The organism is Halorussus rarus (assembly GCF_003369835.1).
GTDB classification, from domain to species: domain Archaea; phylum Halobacteriota; class Halobacteria; order Halobacteriales; family Haladaptataceae; genus Halorussus; species Halorussus rarus.
In genome coordinates this window covers 77,314-94,802 of sequence record NZ_QPMJ01000005.1, presented here as the reverse complement: position 1 = coordinate 94,802, position 17,489 = coordinate 77,314, and the positions used below count along the sequence as shown (strand labels likewise).

Sequence of the window (17,489 nt, the reverse complement as noted above, 5' to 3'; positions counted from 1 at the left end):
GGCGACGCCCTCGAGAGGCCGACCCCTTGGTTCGTCCCCCGAACGCTACCGCCAACCGTGTATTTATCACCGGCCCGCTCCTTGGAACAGCCGACACGGTACATGTCGGGCTTCGAGCGACTCACCGGCCGGATCGGCGACGAGTACGACAGCGCGTGGCTCTCGGTTCCGGCGGGACTGCTCGCGGGTGCCGGCGTCCTCCGCTACGCGCCCGTCGGGTCCGAGATGGCGACGATGCTCGCCATCACGGTCTTCTGCATCAGCCTCTGGGTCGGCGGGCCGGTCGACCCGTGGTTCACGGGCCTGCTCGGGGTGGGACTCATCGGCGCGGCGGTCTCGACCGACCTCGCGCTGGTCGGGTTCCGGTCGCCGGCCACCTGGCTGGTGGTCCTGGGCATCCTCATCGGCGAGGCGACCGACCGGAGCGGGCTGGGGACCGCGGTCGAGCGCCGGGTGCTCGACGCGCTCCCCGGCGCGGCCGCGACCGACGCGACGGTCGCCTACCGCTACATGCTGGTCGCGTTCTCGGCCGCCGCGCTCGGGCTCATCGTTGTCGTCCCCTCGTCGCTGGTCCGGGTGCTCATCCTCGGGCCCATCCTCATCTCCGCGGGCGAGCGGTTCGCCGACCGGCGGCCCCGGGTCGGGCTCTTCCTCGGCCCGCTGTTCGTCACCTACTACGCGGGGACCGGGGTGCTGACGGGGTCGCTGGCCAACATCATCATCACGGGACTCATCGAGTCGAACGCCGGCGTCTCCATCGGCTGGGTCGAGTGGGCGGTCTGGCTCGGCCCGGTCATGGGCCTCGGTCGGGCGCTGGTCATCGCGGTCATCGCGTACGTCCTCTACCGGCCGCGGGACGCTGACGCTATCGAGCCCTCGCGCGCGAGCGAAACGGAGAATGCGGTCGCGACCGATGGAGCGACGGATGCGACCGACGGGGCGGCATCGGGGACCGACGAACCGACGTCCGCGCCCGAGATCGACCGGTCGGCGGTCCGGCGGATGCTCGGGTTCCTGCTGGTCGGCGTCGCCATCTGGGCCACCGACGTGATCCACGGGCTCCACCCGCTGTACGGCGCGCTCGTCGTGGTCCTGCTCGCGTTCACTCCCGGCGTCGGCGTCGTCGACGCGGACGCGCTCGCGGACGCGGACTTCTCCATCGTGTTCTTCCTCGGGGCCATCTTCGCCATCGCCGAGGGGCTCCAGCGGACCGGATTCACCGACGCCGCGGCACAGCAGATCCTCTCGTACCTCCCGGCCGACGCCTCGCTGCCGGTCGTGCTCGCGTTCGTCGTGGTCGCCTCCATGTCGCTGACGTTCCTGATGGAGGGGCTGGCGGTGGCGAGCGTGCTCACTCCCGTCTTCGTCTCGTTCGCCGCGGGCGCCGGGGCGCCGCTCGTGCCGGTGGCGATGACCGAGGCGGTCGCGCTCAACACCTACTTCTTCCCGTACCAGTCGGCGGTGCTGGTGGCCATCCTCGGGCTCGACGTGGTGGAACCGCTCGAGCTCGTCAAGATGGCGGCCGTCTGCTCGCTCGCGACGCTGCTCGTGCTGCTGCCGATCCAGATCGGCGTGTTCGCGGTGCTGTTCTGACGGCAGTACAGCGGACGAGAGGAGAAGAAAACGGAGGCGGAGTGCTCGCCGGCGTTACTCGAAGTGTTCCTCGACGACCGTCTCGCGCTCGACCGTCCCGGTGTCGGTCCGCGGCAGCGGGTCTTTCCGGACCGCGTACTTCCGGGGGCGCTTGTAGTTGGCCAGCGAGTCGTGGTCCTTGCAGAACTCGTCGAGGTCGTCGTGGGCGAGGTCCTCGTCGCAGACGACGACCGCGGTGACCCGGTTGCCCCAGGTGTCGTCCTCCAGGCCGAACACGAGCGCGTCCGCGACCGCGTCGTGGTCCTGGAGGGTGCGCTCGACCTCGGCGGGGTAGATGTTCTCGCCGCCGGAGGTGAACATGTTGTCGACGCGGTCGACGATGTAGAGGAAGCCGTCCTCGTCGACCCGGGCGACGTCGCGGGTCCGGAGCCACTCGTCGAAGAAGCTCTTCTCCTCGGCCTCGGGGTTGTCGATGTAGCCGTCCGGGACGCCCGGCCCGCGCGCGATGATCTCGCCCTGCTCGCCGGGGTCGACGGTCGCCTCGGGGTCGGGATGCTCGTCGACGGGGACCGACTCGACGACCCGCAGCTCCCAGGAGAACGACTCCTTGCCGATGGTGCCGGGGTGCTCGTCCTGGACGCTCGGGTGGGCGAACGTGAGGTCCGGGCCGGCCTCGGTCATCCCGTAGGTGTTGTACAGCTGGTCCGACAGCAGCTCCGTGGTGCGCTCGACCAGCTCCTCGGTCACGACCGCGCCGCCGGTCCGGATGTACTCCAGCGTGTCGGTGTCGTACCGGGCCTCCTCCTGGACCTCGTTGAGGGTGGTGAGCTGGGTCGGGACGGCGAGCAGGCCGGTCGCCTCGTGGCCCTCGATGAGTTCGAGCACCTCGTCGGGCTCGAAGCTCGAGTGCAGGATGGTGGTGGCGCCCGCGAGCCAGTGGGGGTAGAGCCACGCGTCGGAGGTGACCATGTGGTACCACGGCGACGTGACGATGGCCCGGTCGGTCTGGTCGATGCCGTGCTCCATCACCACCTGGTAGGCGCCGACCCACATCTGCTCGCCGTCGAACGGGACGGCCTTCGGCCGGGAGGTGGTCCCGCTCGTGTAGAAGACGTTGGTCTTCCCGTCGGCCGGCAGGTCGGCCGGCATCCGGGAGGGCGCGTCGGCGAGCACCGAGTCGTAGGACTCGACGCCCTCGGCGTCGAGCTCCTTCGAGCCCGCGTGGAACCCGACATCGAAGTCGGCGTCCTCGAGCACCGCGAGCGCGGTCTCGGCGTTGGCGTCGTCGAACACCAGCGCCTCCGCGCCGGCCGTCTCGATCATCTCGAGGAGCTCGCCCGGCTTCCCGCGGAACGGCAGCTGGACGGTGGGCGACCCGCGCTTGTGGCCGGCGATCATCGCCTCGGCCGCCGCGGGGCAGTTCAGGGTGAGCACCGCGCACGGGGCGTCCCCCACCCGTTCGGTCAACGCGTTCGTCAGCTCGGTGCTCCGGCGGTCGAACTCGCGGTAGGTGAACGTCCGCCCGTCGTCGGTGACGATAGCCCGGTCGTCGCCGTGGACGCGGACGGTCCGCTCGAACGCTTCCAAGTACTCCATAGTGGTTGCTGTGTGTTAGAAAGCTGGTTGGCACTTATTAACTATGTCGGTTATTCATACGACCGCTCCGGCCTCCCGGGGTGTGTGACTGCGACCCCCACGTCACCACGGGCGCCGACCGCCGAGAACCCGCGACCCCGCCGTCGACCGGCGAGATTTATCACCCGGGTCGCCCAACGCGGAGACGATGACCGACGCTCTCGGGCGCTCCCGCGGTCTCCTCACGCAGGTCAAGCCGACGTTCATGGCGCCGGCGGTGGCGACGTCGGTCGCGGGCGGGCTGCTCGCGCCGGCGGTCGCCCCCTTGCCGGCCGCAGGCCACGCGCTCGCGGTCGGCGCCGCGCTCTACGTCGCCCACCTCGTCGACGAGTACGTCGACGCCCACGTCCGCGGGGAGGACGACCCCTCGGTCCCGCGGGGGACGCTGACCCGCGCAGTCGCGGCGACCAGCGTGCTGTTCTGGTTGCTCGTCGCGCTGCTGTGGGCCGGCGGCGCCCGCGCCGGCGCCCTCGCGGCCGTCCCGCTGTGGGCGCTCGCGGTGGCCCACGCGCCGGCGCTGGACCGCCACCCGGTTCCGGTCACGGTCGACTACCCGGTCGGCATCGGCCTCGCGCTGGCGGGCGGCTACCTGACCCAGACCGGGGCGCTCCCGGTCGGCGTGGTCGGGATGGCCGCCGTCCTCGCGGTCGCGCTGTCCGGCGTGAAGGTGTCGGTCGACCGGCTCGACTTCGACGCCGACCGCGCCGTCGGGAAGCGCACCGTTCCGGTGCTGGTCGGCGACCGGCGGGCCGCGGTCGTCTCCGCCGGTGTCCACGTCCTCGCGGGGGCGACCGCGGCGGGGTTCGTGGCCACCGGCGTCCTGCCGTCCCCGGCGCTGTGGGCCGTTCCATTCCCGCTCGCCGCAGGGGCGGCCGGCCTCGCCGCGAGCAGGCGGCGGACAGTCGGGGTCCAGATAGCCGCGGTCTATCCGCTCGCGGGCGTACTGGTGCTCGCCCGGTGCGGGGCGTCGGGATGCGCGCTGGGCAGTTACGCGACCGACGCGCTGGCCGCGCTGTAGTGCGGTCGAGGAATCCGGGTCGAGGGATTTGCGTCCGGTCAGGCGTACGCCAGGTTCAGCTCCACGTCGTCGGTCGACGCGAACAGTCGCTCCACGATGTCGGTCTCGCAGCGCTCGCGGCTGACGCGGTGGGTCGGCCCGGCGACCGCCAGCGACCCGAGGACCTCGTCCTCGAAGACGATCGGGACCGCGACGGCGTGGATGCCCTCGAGGTCCTCGCCGAGGTTCAGCGCGTACCCCCGCTCGCGGATGCCACCGAGCTCTTCGAACAGCGCCTCGGCGTCGGTTATCGTGTTCGTCGTCCGCGCGGGGAGGCCGTGGCGCTCGACGACGGCCTCGACAGCGGCGTCGTCGTAGTGGGCGAGGATCGCCTTCCCGCCGGCGGTGCAGTGCATGTACTCCCAGGTGCCCAGGATGGTGCTCACGTTGAGGTCGGTCTGGCCGGCGCGGCCGTAGAGCGCCATCACGCGGCCGTTCTCGGGGACGAACAGCCAGACCATCTCGTCGATGGCCTCGACCAGATCGTCGACGACGGGCCTGGCCGCCTCGTAGACGTCGAACTCCGTCCGGACGTGGTGGCCGTACCGGAACAGCTCCAGGCCGAGCCGGTACTTCCCGTCGCGCTTGACGACGAAGCCGTGGTCGGCCATTGTCGCGAGGTGGTTGTGGACCGTGCTCTTGGCCAGGTCGAGCTGGGTCGCGAGCTCGGTGACGCCCGCCCCGTCGGCGTCCCGGAGGTACGCGAAGATGGAGACCAGCGTCTCGTCCGACTTCACCCCCCGTCCCGACGTGTGGTCCTTCGGCATACTCACACCTGTCCCCCGGAGACACAAAACGTTTTCAGGGTGAGCGTCGGCGGACGGGCGGAACCTCCGCTCGGACAGTCCCGGCCGTCCCGTCGCGACCGAGCGACGGTCGGACATCTCGCCCCTTCCGAAAACCACACGTAACTCCCCCCGAAGGCACTACGTAGCTAATGGCATCCAACGGCGAGACGGGACGCGCCGCCGCAGGCCGCGCCCCGGCGACCGACGAGCGCTCGGAGTACGACTACGCCGGCGAGGACGTCGAGCGGCCCGGCCTCGTGGCCGACCTGCGCGGGAGAGTCGACGGCGACGTCCGGTTCGACACGTACACGCGCCAGCTGTACGCGACCGACGCCTCGGCCTTCGAGGTGACGCCGGTCGGCGTCGTCTTCCCGACGTCGACGGCGGACGTCGCGGCCGTCGTCTCCTACTGCGCCGAGCGGGAGATTCCGGTGCTCCCCCGGGGCGGCGGCACCAGCCTCGCGGGGCAGGCCGTCAACGAGGCGGTCGTCCTCGACTTCACCCGGTACATGGACGGGGTCGTGGACGTGGAACTCGGCGCAGAGACCCCGACCGCCCGCGTGGAAGCCGGGACCACGCTGGCGGACCTGAACGACCGGCTCGCGCCCCACGATCTGAAGTTCGCGCCCGACCCCGCGGCCGGCGACCGCAGTGCCATCGGCGGTGCAATCGGCAACAACTCGACGGGCGCCCACTCGCTGCAGTACGGCAAGACCGACGCCTACGTCGAGGAGTGCGAGGTCGTGCTCGCCGACGGGAGCGTGGCGACGCTCGGCGAGATGACCGTCGACGAACTCCGAGCGGCGGCGGACAGCGAGGCCGAAGAACTCCTTCCGCGCGTGTACGCGGGCGTCGTCTCGATTCTCGACGACCACGCCGACGAGGTCGAAGAGCGCTATCCCGACCTGAAGCGGAACGTCTCGGGCTACAACCTCGACAGGCTCGTCGACGAGGCCAGCGAGGCGCGGAGCGCCTCGGATGCGAGCGGTGAAACTGCGAGCGAGTCAGGGACGGTCAACGTCGCCCGGCTCCTCGCCGGCAGCGAGGGCACGCTGGCAATCGTCACCGAGGCGACGGTGTCGCTGGAGCCGGTGCCCGAGACCAAGTCGGTCGCACTGCTGACCTACGGGAGCGTCTACGACGCGGTCTCGGACGTCCAGTACGTGCTGGACCACGACCCCGCGGCGGTCGAGCTCATCGACGACACGCTCATCGACCTGGCGGCCGACACCGCGGAGTTCGAGGACGTCGTCGCGCTGCTCCCCGACGGGACCCGGGCGGCGCTCCTGGTCGAGTTCTACGCCGAGGACGACGAAGACGGCCGCGAGCAGACCGCCGGGCTGCTGGCCGACCGGGTCGACGGTGGAGAGTCCGAGGGTGCAGGTGGGAGCAGCGAGCAGTACGCCTTCGACGGGATGGAGGCCCACGACGCCGACGAGCGGGCCCGGTTCTGGAAGCTCCGGAAGTCGGGGATGCCCATCCTGATGTCCCGCACCAGCGACGCCAAGCACATCAGCTTCCTCGAGGACTGCGCCGTCCCGCCCGAGCACCTCCCCGAGTTCGTCGAGGGGTTCCAGGAGGTGCTCGAAGAGCACGACACGTTCGCCAGCTTCTACGCCCACGCCGGCCCGGGCGTGCTCCACGTCCGCCCGCTCGTGAACACCAAGTCCGAGGTCGACCTGGCGGCGATGGAGGCCATCGGCGAGGCGGTGACCGACATGGTCGTGGAGTTCGGCGGGAGCGTCTCCGGCGAGCACGGCGACGGCCGGGCCCGGACCCAGTGGAACCGCAAGCTCTACGGCGACGAGCTCTGGGAGGCGTTCCGGGACCTGAAATCGGCGTTCGACCCCGACTGGCTGCTCAACCCCGGCCAGGTCTGCGGCGACGTCTCGCTGACCGAGAATCTGCGGTTCGACCCCGACTACGAGTTCGACGCGGGCTTTGACCCCGAACTCGAGTGGGAGAACGAGAACGGCTTCCAGGGGATGGTCGAGCTCTGTCACGGCTGCGGCGGGTGTCGCGGCGGCCAGGAGACGACCGGCGGGGTGATGTGCCCGACCTACCGGGCGGCCGACGAGGAGATCACCAGCACCCGGGGCCGGGCCAACATGCTCCGGCAGGCCATGTCCGGCGATCTCCCGGACGACCCCACCGACGACGAGTTCGCCACCGAGGTACTGGACCTCTGCATCGGCTGCAAGGGCTGCGCGAAGGACTGCCCGAGCGAGGTCGACATGGCCAAGCTCAAGGCCGAGGTCGTCCACGAGCGCCACCAGCGCGAGGGCGCGAGCCTCCGCGACCGGCTGTTCGCCAACGTCGATTCGCTGGCCCGCGTCGGGAGCGCGCTCGCGCCGGTGTCGAACCTGCTACCGGAACTGCCGGGCGCCCGGGCGGTGATGGAGAAGACCGTCGGCATCGCGAGCGAGCGGTCGCTTCCCGCGTTCGAGCGCGAGACCCTGCGGGACTGGTTCGAGGCCCGCGGCGGCCCGCGGGTCCCCGAGAGCGAGGCCGAGCGCCGCGCGGTGCTGTTCCCCGACACCTACACCAACTACAGCCACCCCGAGATCGGCCGGGCGGCCGTCCGCGTCCTGGAGGCCGCGGGCGTCCGCGTCATCCTGGCCGACCGGACCGACAGCGGTCGGCCGGCCCACTCGAAGGGGTTCCTCGACGAGGCCCGCGAGACCGCGCGCGGGAACGTCGACGCGCTCGCCCCGCGCGTCCGCGACGGCTGGGACGTCATCCTGGTCGAGCCATCGGACGCCGTGATGTTCCAGTCGGACTACCTGGACCTGCTCGGTGGGGGATCGCGCGAGACCGACGCCGAGACGCTGGCCGCGAGCACCTACGGCGTCTGCGAGTACCTCGACGTCTTCGGCCTCGACGAGCGCGCGGAGTTCGACGGTGCCGAGGCGTCGGTGGCGTACCACGGCCACTGCCACCAGAAGGCCACCAAGAAGGACCACCACGCCGTGGGCGTCCTCCGTCGGGCCGGCTACGCGGTCGACCCGCTCGACTCGACCTGCTGCGGGATGGCGGGGTCGTTCGGCTACGAGGCCGAGCACCACGCCATGAGCACTGCCATCGGCGACATCCTGGTCGGGCAGGTCGAGGAGAGCGCGGCGGAGTACGTCGCGGCGCCCGGGGCGTCCTGCCGGACGCAGCTCGGGGACCTCCTCGACGACGGCGCCGTCGAGCACGAGAGCCATCCGTCGGTCGAGCGCGAGGGACCGCCGACGCCGGTGGAGCTGCTGGCCGCTGCGTTAGAGGCGTAGTCTTCCAATCGTCGGCGGAACTAGCGCGGAGGTACTAATCGTCGGCGGAACTGGCGCGGAGGTACTAATCGTCGGCGGAGCTGGCGCCGAGGTACCGGCGTCCCTCCTCGGTCTCGCGGAGCATGCCGTCGAACACCTCGGCGTCGGTCTGGAACTTGTGGACCTGGTGGAGGACGGTGTTGTGGAACCCGGAGATGAACGGGCCGTACTCCTTGAAGAACTCGTGGATCCACCGCTGCATCCTGTCGGTGGACCGGAACTGGGTGATGAACTGCCAGTGGTACTCCGAGTCGGCGTTGAAGAACATCAGCACGTGGGGGTCCTCCCGGAGAGCCCAGTAGCACTCCTCCCAGTACTCCTCAAAGTTGGGGTAGTAGAACGCCACCCGGAAGAGGTAGTGGTCGAAGATGCTCTGGTCGGGGATGACCGTCTCGCGGTAGAGCCCCTCCTCGGCCATCTCCCGGAGGATCTCGCTGACCCGGTTGTGCGACAGTTCGATGCCGTACTCGGCCGCGAGGATGTCGCTCAGCTCGCGGGTCGAGGCGGTCGGGTTCGCGACGCGAACCTTCAGAATCGCGATGTTCCGGGGGGACACGTCCTGCTTACTCCCGAACTCTGACATGGACGGACAGTCACGGTCGGTGGTGAAATTCCTATTGGTCGGGTGCGTCCGTCGAGATTTATGTGTCCGTCGCGTTTGCGACCAGCGAGGAATAAGGATGCGTCGCGTTTGCGGCCTGCGAGGAAAGGAATCCGCCTCGCTCCCGGTTCAGAAGGGGAATTCCCGGGGCTCGTGCTGGAGCGAGATCCACTTCTTCTCGGTGACCTCGTCGAGGAAGTCCTCGGCGTTGTACCCGCCGACGCCGGAGGCGCCGGTGCCGCTGAACGGGACGTGGGCCTCGTCGTTGATGGGCTGGTCGTTCACGTGGATCATCCCGGTCTCGATGCGCTCGGCGATGCGCTTGCCCGCGCCGACGTCGCCGGCATGGACCGACCCCGAGAGGCCGTACTCGGTGTCGTTCGCCATCTCGACCGCCTCGTCGACGTCCGAGAACGGGATGACCGGCGCGATGGGGCCGAAGTGCTCGTTGCACGCGGCGGCCATGTCGTTGGTCGCGTCCGAGAGGACGGTCGGTGCGACGACCAGCGAGTCGTCCAATCCGTCGATGTCGACCGTGTCTCCGCCGGTCTCCAGGGTGGCGCCGGCGTCGACGGTGCGCTCGACGTAGTCGAGCATCTCGTCGCGCTGGGACTCGTCGATGATGGGCCCGACGACGGTGTCGGGGTCGTGGACGCTCCCGGCGGGGAGGTTCTCGGCGCGGTCGGTCAGCTTCTGGACGTACTCGTCGTAGACGTCCTCGTGGACCAGGTGGCGGTTGATGGAGATGCAGACCTGGCCCTGGTGGACGAACGAGCCGAAGACCGCGGCGTCGACCGCCGCGTCGACGTCGGCGTCCGCAGTCACGATGTGGGCGTTGTTCCCGCCCAGTTCCATCGCCGGCACCGCGAGGTTCTCGCCGGCCGCGGCCGCGACGCGCCGGCCGACCTCGGTCGAGCCCGTGAAGGCGACGACGTCGCTCTCGGGGTGGCTCGCGACCCGGTCGCCGATCTCCGAGCCTCGGCCGGTGACGACGTTCAGGACGCCGTCGGGCAGGCCCGCTTCCTCGAACAGTTTGGCGATGAGGAGGCCGCCGACGATGGGCGTGTTGGTCGCGGGCTTGAGGACGACGCTGTTGCCGGCGGCGATGGCCGGCGCGACCGCCCGCATCGAGAGGTTCAACGGGAAGTTCCACGGCGAGATGACGGTCACGACACCCTCGGGCTCCCGCTGGACGATGTTCTCCTTGCCGGGGATGTTGGACTCGGCGTGTTCGCCCTTCATCCGGCGGGGAAGCGTCTGGGCCTCGGCGGTCTGGTCCGAAGCGAGGTGGACCGACGTCTCGCCCATGATGCGCGACCCGCCGGCCTCGTGGACCAGCAGGTCGACGATCTCGTCGCCGTGTTCCTCCAGGCCCTGCAGCACGCCCTGGATGACCTCGCTCCGCGCGGCGGGCGGCTGTTGAGCCCACTCCGTCTGGGCTTCCGCGGCGGCCGCGTACGCGGCGTCGACGTCTGCCTCCACGCCGGCCGGCACGCGGGCGATCTCCTCGCGCGTGGACGGGTCCTCGACGGCGATCTCCTCGCCGCTCTCCGAGGGTACCCACTCGCCGTCCAGGTACAGTGCACTCCAGTCTGCCTCGATTGAGAGGTCGGGTGACATCCTTTTTCAGATGACCCACAGTAGCAATAAAACTTGGCGTTGGTTTGAGCCTTGCAGTTCAAATCCGTAAAGCGATACGCGAACGAGAATTTTGTCGAGAGCAGTGACGGGCCCGTGGAGGGCAGTGATGGGCCCGTAGAGGGCAGTGACGAGCCCTCGCCGAAGGAGTTCTCGAACGAGGCAGGGGTTCTGCCGAGGCAGTCGTTCTCATGGAGACAGGGGGTAATTTCGAACGGGGGAGAGAGACCCCGCTGTTCCAGTGCTTTCGTCCAGGACCGACAATCTACTGGGGAGAGACAGCGTCTCGTGCTTCACCACGGTTCCGTGGTCCACCACGAGACCGATTCGACCTTCCACTGGGTCTTCACTCGTCGCCGTCTTATCACTGGGTTCTTCACTCACCGTCTCTGATTTTCTCGTCATTTCCGAAGCTCTCGGGATAGTTCGCGGGAATCGGCCCTCTCAACTCGGACAACCGGATGAAATCCCACGACTCCGGCCTCCCTCCCACACACCCCGTCGTTCCAGTGCTATCGTTTACGGACGGAAACCGACCACCGGTAGACGGTCGGACACTCTCACCCCGTCGTTCCAGTGCTATCGTTGCCGGAAAGTCAGGCGGATAGATTCGTTCATCGGAGGGGTTCGTCGGCTGAACGGATACTCGACTCCCTCCCACACACCCCGTCGTTCCAGTGCTATCGCGTTACGAACGCGTACATTCACGGGAGAGAGACCCCGCTGTTCCAGTGCTTTCTCTGGACAGAGTGTCACGGGTGGTTCGCTCCCTGACCGAATTAGTCGTCCTCTCACCGCACCGCCATCCCCTCGCTCAGTTGATCGCCCAGCTGTGCCAGTCACCCTTCGCTGAGTGAGCCGTTATCCGTTCTGCTTTCGCGGTGGCTATCTCCTCGAAACCACGGACCCTCACACCCCGTCGTTCCAGTGCTATCGGAAGAAACAGTGGTGAACTCGGAGCGAGAGGTGTCATAGTTACTGGGCCGAACTGGGAGTATATTATTGAGAATGGTTTGCGACATTTCGCCGCATTTCTCCCGCGGTTCCCACCAAAAACCCCAATAATACCAGACAGAACTCATCTATTTGCTCCTTCTAACCCTAATAGCTAACTGAAATAACCTTAAAAACGGCAGTGCGGATATTGTTTTCGCTATTAGAACATAAATCTGTCGCTACATAGAACCCGGTTAGGCGCCCACCCACCCACCCTCCCAACCAAAAGCACTGGAACGACGGGGTGTGGGGGTGATTTAAACGAACCCGAGCAATGGAAGCACTGGAACGGGTGGTGCGGTGGATTTATGATAGTGGATTCGAACACATGGAGTAGAAACCCCGACGGTGTCACACGTCATGAACGGATACGAATTCAGTCCGCAGGCCTTCCCGTACGAGAACCGCGAGGCGCTTCTGGACGACTACACGCCGGACACCCTCGTCGGCCGCGACGACGAACTCGAGGAGTACCACGCCGCCCTGCTGCCCGCGATCAACGGGGAACAACCAGACAACATCTTCCTCTACGGGAAGGCGGGCGTCGGCAAGACCGCCAGCACCAAGTTCCTGCTCAACAGGCTCACCGCCGACGCCGACGAACACGACGTCCCCATCCACACCGAGTTCCTGAACTGCGACGGACTGAACACCTCCTACCGCGTCGGGGTCGAACTCGTCAACAACTACCGGTCGGCCGACGAACAGATCAGCGAGTCGGGCTATCCGCGCTCGCAGGTCTACGACATGCTCTGGAACGAGCTCGACGGCCGCGCGGGCCTCCACATCATCGTCCTCGACGAGGTCGACCACCTCAACGACGACTCCATCCTCTACCAGCTCTCGCGCGCCCGCGAGAACGACAACATCGCGTCGGCCCGGGTCGCCGTCATCGGCATCAGCAACGACCTCACGTTCCGCGATTCGCTGTCGCCCAAGGTCCGGTCGTCGCTGTGCGAACGTCAGATCTCGTTCTCGACCTACGACGCCAGCGAACTGCAGGCGGTCCTCGAACAACGCCACGAGGTCGCGTTCCAGGACGATGCGCTCACCGACGACGTCATCCCGCTGTGCGCGGCCTACGGCGCCCAGGAGTCGGGCGACGCACGGAAGGCGCTCGACCTCCTGCTGAAGGCCGGCGACAAGGCTCGCGAGGAGCGCGACCAGCGTCCCGACGACGACCACCCGGAGAACGTGACCGAACACCACGTCAGGGAGGGCCGGAAGATGCTCGAACGCGAGGAGGTCCACCGCGGCATCACGGACCTGAGCGAGAACGAACAGATCGCGCTCTACGCGCTCGCCACGCTCCACGCCGAGGGCGAGACGCCCATCCGGTCGCGCCGTCACTACCAGCGATACAAGAAGCTCTCCGAGCGTGCGAAGGACGACTCGTTCACCAGTCGCTGGATGCGCGACCAGATGGACGACCTCGCGATGCTGGGCCTCGTCAGCGTCGAGAAGAAGAACGAGGGCCTCGACGGCGGGCAGTACCGCGAACACGACTTGGCCCAGGACCTCCCGGTCGTTATCGACGCGCTCTCTGACGTGATCGGCTTCGTCGGCGTCCACGACTCCGTCGAGAAGTACGTGGACATCTCGGAGTGATTACCTCTTCCGGATCGACGGAGTGTCCGCGTGAATCTGTTCTAGAACTGTTCTTGTCGTCGAATCGGACAGTTTTCTGGAATATTCCGACTCGCATCCGGGGAGCCAGAGTCGCTCCTCATCGCGGACCCTCTATCCGTCAGAATCGACCGGTCCTTTGTATTTGGAGGTCACCGTGTCGCCTTCCCTCCACTGCCAGTAGTAGTAGCGATTGTCGTTGATCTCCTTGATCGTGATCGTCGCTCTCGATGGGACGTCGTCAGGGAGGTCTTCTGGCTCCTCTCCGACCTCGTCTGCTTCGGCCTCGTCTGCTCCGGCCTCGTCTGCTCCGGCCTCGTCTGCTCCGGCCTCCGCAGCGAGACGGGCTTCACGCTCACGGTGTTCGGCGAGTTCCTCGGCGTAGCTGGCGATGTGACGAAGATGCTCGGGGGAGTAGCCGTCGAGTCTCTCGACGACGTCGGCGGGGAGTTCCGAAGGGGGCGTCGGTGGCTCGTCGGACATAGTTATCCGATTCGAGTTTAACCAACATAGAGCTCACGGTCCGTAGTTTCGTTGGTTAAGATCGTCTCGGACTATTCGGACGATTTGTCCGACTTCCACCTGGAACGAGTGGCGCTGTACCCACGTCAGCGTCGATTTCGCACGACGACGACCGGGACATTGGTGCGCTCGGTGATGCGTTCGTAGACTGGTCCGAGGAACCGATCCGCGCGCTGTCGTCCCTCGGTCTCCCCGATTACGACGACGTTGTGCCGGCTCGCCCGTTCGATGATCGCTGCCTCCGGGTCAGGCGAAACCTCCACGGTGACGTCGACGTCGCTCTCGGTGAACCCGCGGTCAAGCAACATTCGTTCCACACCACCGAGCATCTCGTTTGCGGTCTCGACGTCACTCGCGTCGGCCGCGACGTGGAACAACTCCAGCGCGAAAATCGTCTCCGGGTCGAACGCTTCCAGAAATTCCACGATTCGATCGGCGTTCCGGTCGTCACGCAGCGGGACGAGGATGTTGCTCCAGTGGGTGATTCGGCTCGGAACGACCACCGCGTCGGCGTTGGCCTCTTCGGCGATCCGAGTCTGGAGGGCGGCCATCTGCTCGCCCGACGGGCCGAAGTGCAATTGGACCTCCGTCGGCGCACCGGCACGACTGAACTGGGCCGCCAACTCGTAGAGCTCGGCTTGAGCGTCGGCCTCGTGTTCCTCCCGGACGACCGCTGGATCCACTCCCTCGGGGGTCTTCCAGTAGCCGAACAACACGATATCGAAACCGGTCAACCCCTGCACGTTCGTGTCCGTCAGGCCGTATTCCCCGGGAAAAACCACGGGAATCAGTAGCGACATTCGGCTCATCGGGTACCTCTTGCCTACCTCCGAGGGCACCAAGTGATTGACGGTTAAGCCGACAGCACTCGCCACTGTGTGGCTGGTTCGCACGCTCGTTTCTACGTGGTCCTCGGCGTCCACCCGACCGTCCTCCCGTCATTTGCGGCAAGCAGAGTTCCAACGGGGAATGTGAACGAGTACTGCGGCCAAGGCTGCCCGTTCCGTACAATCGACCGACCGGCGACTACGAGAGGGTCAGGCGGAGTTCGAACTCGCTGGTCAGTCCCAGTACGATGCTCGGCAGTTCCTCGCGGAACCAGTCCTCGGTCAGACGATTCGCCGGCCCGGAGACGCTGAACGCACCGATGACCTCCCCGTCCCGGTTCTCGACCGGCGCACCGACCGCGATAACGCCCGCTATCTGCTCCTCGTCGTTGAAGGCGTACCCGTTCTCCCGGACCCTCGCTAGCTCCTCGTGCAGTTCGTCTTCGTCGGTGATGCTGTGTTCGGTCTCGCGGGTCAACCCGTGTTCGTCCACGATCTCCACGACCCGCTCGTCCGGAAGGAACGCGAGTATCGACTTGCCGGCGGCGGTGACGTGTAGCGGAACGCGCTTTCCGATGGTGGATCTGGTCCACACGCCGTGGTCGCCGGGCGAGGTGTAGAGGTACACGCCCCGGCCGTGTTCCTCGACGACGAAACTCGACCGACAGCCGCTCTCGTCCGACAGCATCCGCGTGTAATCCTTGGCGTTGGTGTACACGTCCTTGCGTGTGCGGGCCTGCTCGCCGAGGGTCAGGAAGTTGAGCGAGAGGTGGTAGACCCCGCCCTCCTTCACGAGATACCCCTCGGAGTGCAGCGAGTCGAGATACCGGTGGACGGTGCTCGTACTCATGTCGAGGGCCGCGGCCACCTCCGCGACCTCTCCGCCGTCGTTCTCGCGTATCCACTCCAGTATCGAAAACCCTCTTTCTATGGTTTTTAACTTCTCTTTATCAGGACCATCCATAGAAAGCAAAACGGTACCGCTCTCCATAAGTTCTCGTTTTCCGGAATTGTTAAGCAAGACCGATTTTCGTCTGTTCCACTGCTGTCGGGTGATTTCCGTCTCATTCTCTAATAACCGTCGAAAATCGGTCCCGCATATCGTAATGAATATGTCCCGCTTATCGGGATAAACCCGGTACTATCCCGGATATTCGTCGATCATCACCTGTGTGAACTTATTGTTATTAATATAAACCTTCTTGTCACTCGGGTTCTTCGCTAACAAGTGACAATGGGAGACAGACAGATTCCGCGACGACAGATACTGCAAGCGACCGGCGCTACCGGTATCGTCGCGCTCGCAGGCTGTGCCGGCGGTAATTCCTCGGACCAGGCGACCACCACCGGGGAGACGACGACAACCGATAACTCGAGCGGGGAATCGGGCCAGACCAACTCCGGGGGTACGCTGAACGTGGCCCAGCACCTCCAGCCGTCGCGGTTCGACCCGATCCTCCAGTACTCGAACCCCGACGCGCTCATCGGGAACCGGGTGTTCAGCAAGCTGTACACCTACAACGAGGGGACCGAGACGGTGCCCAACGTCGCGAAGTCCGATCCGGAGATCTCGAACAACAACACCCGGTACGTCATTCCGCTGCGCGAGGACGTCACGTTCCACAACGGCGATCCGCTGACCGCGGAGGACGTGGCGTACTCGTTCATGGCGCCCATCGAGGAGGAGACCCCGCTTAGCGGTATCTTCCAGGTCATCGACAGCGCCACCGTCGTCGACGAGCACACGGTCCAGTTCGACCTCAAGTACCCGTTCGCCATGTTCGACGACGTGCTGACCCACCACATCGTCCCCAAGTCGGTTCGCGAGGACGACAAGGAGGCGTTTAACACCGAGCAACCGGTCGGTTCGGGACCGTTCCAGTTCGTCGACTGGGAGGAGAGTTCGTACGTCAGCCTCGAACGGTGGGACGACTACTGGGGCGACGAACTTCCCAACCTGTCGGGCGTCAGATTCGAGCCCATCACCGAGTCGACGACCCGTGTGACGGAACTCCGAACCGGCGACCAGGACCTCATCGAGACCATCCCGCCGAAGCTGTGGAACACGGTCGGGAGCATGCAGGACGCGAGTATCGACGCGGTCGAGAGCATCGGCTACTTCTACGTCGCCTTCAACCTGAACGAGGGACCGACCCAGAACCTGAAGGTGCGAGAGGCCATCGACTACACCTTCTCGATGGACGACGCGGTTCAGCAGTTCATCGAGCCGGCCGGCGTCCGCCAGTACTGCCCGATGCCCGGTCCCATCGTCGAGGACTGGGGTTTCCCGGCCGAACAGTGGCAGGACATTCCCAACGACAAGGACGTCGCCCAGGCCAAGCAGCTGTTCGCGGAGGCCGACGTCCCCTCCGACTGGAACTGCAAGATAATCGTCCCGCCGGACGACAACCGCGAGAACATCGGCATCAGCATCGCCAACGGCATCAAGGAGGCCGGCTACAACGCCAACGTCCAGCGGCTCGACTGGGGGACGCTGCTGAGTCAGGCGTACACCGGTAACGCCGACGACTACAACATCTACGTCCTCGGCTGGGTCCGGTACCCCGACCCCGACGACTTCATGTTCAACCTCTTCCATCCCGACGCCGAGGGCGCGAACCAGGGCGTCTACTACCGGAACGAGGAGGTCGCCCAGCAGATATCGCAGGCCCGCAAGTCCATCGACCGGGAGGAGCGCAAGCAGCTGTACACCCAGGCCATCACCACGATACTGGAGGACAAGGTCCACCTCCCGGCGTTCAACTACAAGAACTCCTTCGGCGTCCGCTCGTCGGTCCAGGACTTCGGGGTCCACGCGGTCGCGCCCATCAATCCCCGTTTGCTCACCGACTACGCGAACGTCTCCGTCGACCGATAGCGGTCACCCACCCCCAT

12 protein-coding genes are annotated in these 17,489 nt (G+C 66.5%); 5 read left to right on the top strand and 7 right to left on the bottom strand.

The window, feature by feature from the left end; translation table 11 throughout:
- The first annotated feature begins 81 nt into the window (after positions 1 to 81).
- Positions 82 to 1,593: an SLC13 family permease gene (locus tag DVR07_RS20945; RefSeq protein ID WP_240147654.1), complete on the top strand. Its 1,512-nt coding sequence runs from the start codon at positions 82 to 84 to the stop codon at positions 1,591 to 1,593.
- A gap of 54 nt (positions 1,594 to 1,647) precedes the next feature.
- On the opposite strand, the gene DVR07_RS20940 is transcribed toward DVR07_RS20945, so the two are convergent.
- Positions 1,648 to 3,189 (bottom strand): class I adenylate-forming enzyme family protein, encoded by a 1,542-nt coding sequence (locus DVR07_RS20940; protein ID WP_115799273.1) that lies wholly within the window; start codon positions 3,187 to 3,189, stop codon positions 1,648 to 1,650.
- 187 nt (positions 3,190 to 3,376) lie between these two features.
- Here DVR07_RS20940 and DVR07_RS20935 point away from each other — a divergent pair, with 187 nt between their 5' ends.
- Positions 3,377 to 4,246 carry a UbiA family prenyltransferase gene (locus tag DVR07_RS20935; RefSeq protein WP_115799272.1) on the top strand — a complete coding sequence of 290 codons (870 nt, stop codon included), beginning with the start codon at positions 3,377 to 3,379 and terminating at the stop codon, positions 4,244 to 4,246.
- A gap of 38 nt (positions 4,247 to 4,284) precedes the next feature.
- Here the strand turns inward: DVR07_RS20935 and DVR07_RS20930 are convergent, their stop codons facing one another.
- The gene (locus DVR07_RS20930; RefSeq protein WP_115799271.1) at positions 4,285 to 5,052 is read right to left on the bottom strand and encodes an IclR family transcriptional regulator; all 768 of its coding nucleotides are present in this window, start codon (positions 5,050 to 5,052) and stop codon (positions 4,285 to 4,287) included.
- A gap of 170 nt (positions 5,053 to 5,222) precedes the next feature.
- Between DVR07_RS20930 and DVR07_RS20925 the strand changes: the two genes are divergently transcribed.
- On the top strand, positions 5,223 to 8,345 hold the full coding sequence (locus DVR07_RS20925) for an FAD-binding and (Fe-S)-binding domain-containing protein (RefSeq protein ID WP_115799270.1): 3,123 nt from the start codon (positions 5,223 to 5,225) through the stop codon (positions 8,343 to 8,345).
- A 64-nt stretch (positions 8,346 to 8,409) separates the two neighbouring features.
- Here the strand turns inward: DVR07_RS20925 and DVR07_RS20920 are convergent, their stop codons facing one another.
- The gene (locus DVR07_RS20920) at positions 8,410 to 8,967 is read right to left on the bottom strand and encodes a helix-turn-helix domain-containing protein (protein ID WP_115799269.1); all 558 of its coding nucleotides are present in this window, start codon (positions 8,965 to 8,967) and stop codon (positions 8,410 to 8,412) included.
- Between the two features lie 147 nt (positions 8,968 to 9,114).
- Entirely contained in the window at positions 9,115 to 10,605 is a 1,491-nt protein-coding gene (locus DVR07_RS20915) for an aldehyde dehydrogenase family protein (RefSeq protein ID WP_115799268.1), read from the bottom strand.
- 1,374 nt (positions 10,606 to 11,979) lie between these two features.
- Here DVR07_RS20915 and DVR07_RS20910 point away from each other — a divergent pair.
- Positions 11,980 to 13,227: an orc1/cdc6 family replication initiation protein gene (locus DVR07_RS20910; RefSeq protein WP_115799267.1), complete on the top strand. Its 1,248-nt coding sequence runs from the start codon at positions 11,980 to 11,982 to the stop codon at positions 13,225 to 13,227.
- Positions 13,228 to 13,359: 132 nt separating this feature from the next.
- Here DVR07_RS20910 and DVR07_RS20905 read toward each other — a convergent pair whose 3' ends face one another.
- The 3 genes from DVR07_RS20905 to DVR07_RS20895 all read right to left on the bottom strand — a co-directional run bounded on the left by DVR07_RS20905 (position 13,360) and on the right by DVR07_RS20895 (position 15,558).
- The gene (locus tag DVR07_RS20905; protein ID WP_115799266.1) at positions 13,360 to 13,728 is read right to left on the bottom strand and encodes a hypothetical protein; all 369 of its coding nucleotides are present in this window, start codon (positions 13,726 to 13,728) and stop codon (positions 13,360 to 13,362) included.
- A gap of 125 nt (positions 13,729 to 13,853) precedes the next feature.
- Complete coding sequence (locus DVR07_RS20900) at positions 13,854 to 14,690, bottom strand: universal stress protein (protein WP_162829663.1); 837 nt, start codon at positions 14,688 to 14,690, stop codon at positions 13,854 to 13,856.
- Between the two features lie 103 nt (positions 14,691 to 14,793).
- Positions 14,794 to 15,558 (bottom strand): IclR family transcriptional regulator, encoded by a 765-nt coding sequence (locus DVR07_RS20895; protein WP_115799264.1) that lies wholly within the window; start codon positions 15,556 to 15,558, stop codon positions 14,794 to 14,796.
- 270 nt (positions 15,559 to 15,828) lie between these two features.
- Between DVR07_RS20895 and DVR07_RS20890 the strand changes: the two genes are divergently transcribed.
- Positions 15,829 to 17,472, top strand: a complete 1,644-nt coding sequence (locus DVR07_RS20890; RefSeq protein ID WP_115799263.1) for an ABC transporter substrate-binding protein — start codon at positions 15,829 to 15,831, stop codon at positions 17,470 to 17,472.
- Positions 17,473 to 17,489 lie beyond the last annotated feature (17 nt).

What these genes read in the sequence shown, in the direction of transcription:
- DVR07_RS20910 (WP_115799267.1), top strand. Translation starts at nt 11,980, where the DNA reads ATGAACGGATACGAATTCAGTCCGCAGGCCTTCCCGTACGAGAACCGC.
- DVR07_RS20935 (WP_115799272.1), top strand. Translation starts at nt 3,377, where the DNA reads ATGACCGACGCTCTCGGGCGCTCCCGCGGTCTCCTCACGCAGGTCAAG.
- DVR07_RS20925 (WP_115799270.1), top strand. Translation starts at nt 5,223, where the DNA reads ATGGCATCCAACGGCGAGACGGGACGCGCCGCCGCAGGCCGCGCCCCG.
- DVR07_RS20920 (WP_115799269.1), bottom strand. Translation starts at nt 8,967, where the DNA reads ATGTCAGAGTTCGGGAGTAAGCAGGACGTGTCCCCCCGGAACATCGCG.
- DVR07_RS20890 (WP_115799263.1), top strand. Translation starts at nt 15,829, where the DNA reads ATGGGAGACAGACAGATTCCGCGACGACAGATACTGCAAGCGACCGGC.
- DVR07_RS20895 (WP_115799264.1), bottom strand. Translation starts at nt 15,558, where the DNA reads ATGGATGGTCCTGATAAAGAGAAGTTAAAAACCATAGAAAGAGGGTTT.
- DVR07_RS20930 (WP_115799271.1), bottom strand. Translation starts at nt 5,052, where the DNA reads ATGCCGAAGGACCACACGTCGGGACGGGGGGTGAAGTCGGACGAGACG.
- DVR07_RS20905 (WP_115799266.1), bottom strand. Translation starts at nt 13,728, where the DNA reads ATGTCCGACGAGCCACCGACGCCCCCTTCGGAACTCCCCGCCGACGTC.
- DVR07_RS20915 (WP_115799268.1), bottom strand. Translation starts at nt 10,605, where the DNA reads ATGTCACCCGACCTCTCAATCGAGGCAGACTGGAGTGCACTGTACCTG.
- DVR07_RS20940 (WP_115799273.1), bottom strand. Translation starts at nt 3,189, where the DNA reads ATGGAGTACTTGGAAGCGTTCGAGCGGACCGTCCGCGTCCACGGCGAC.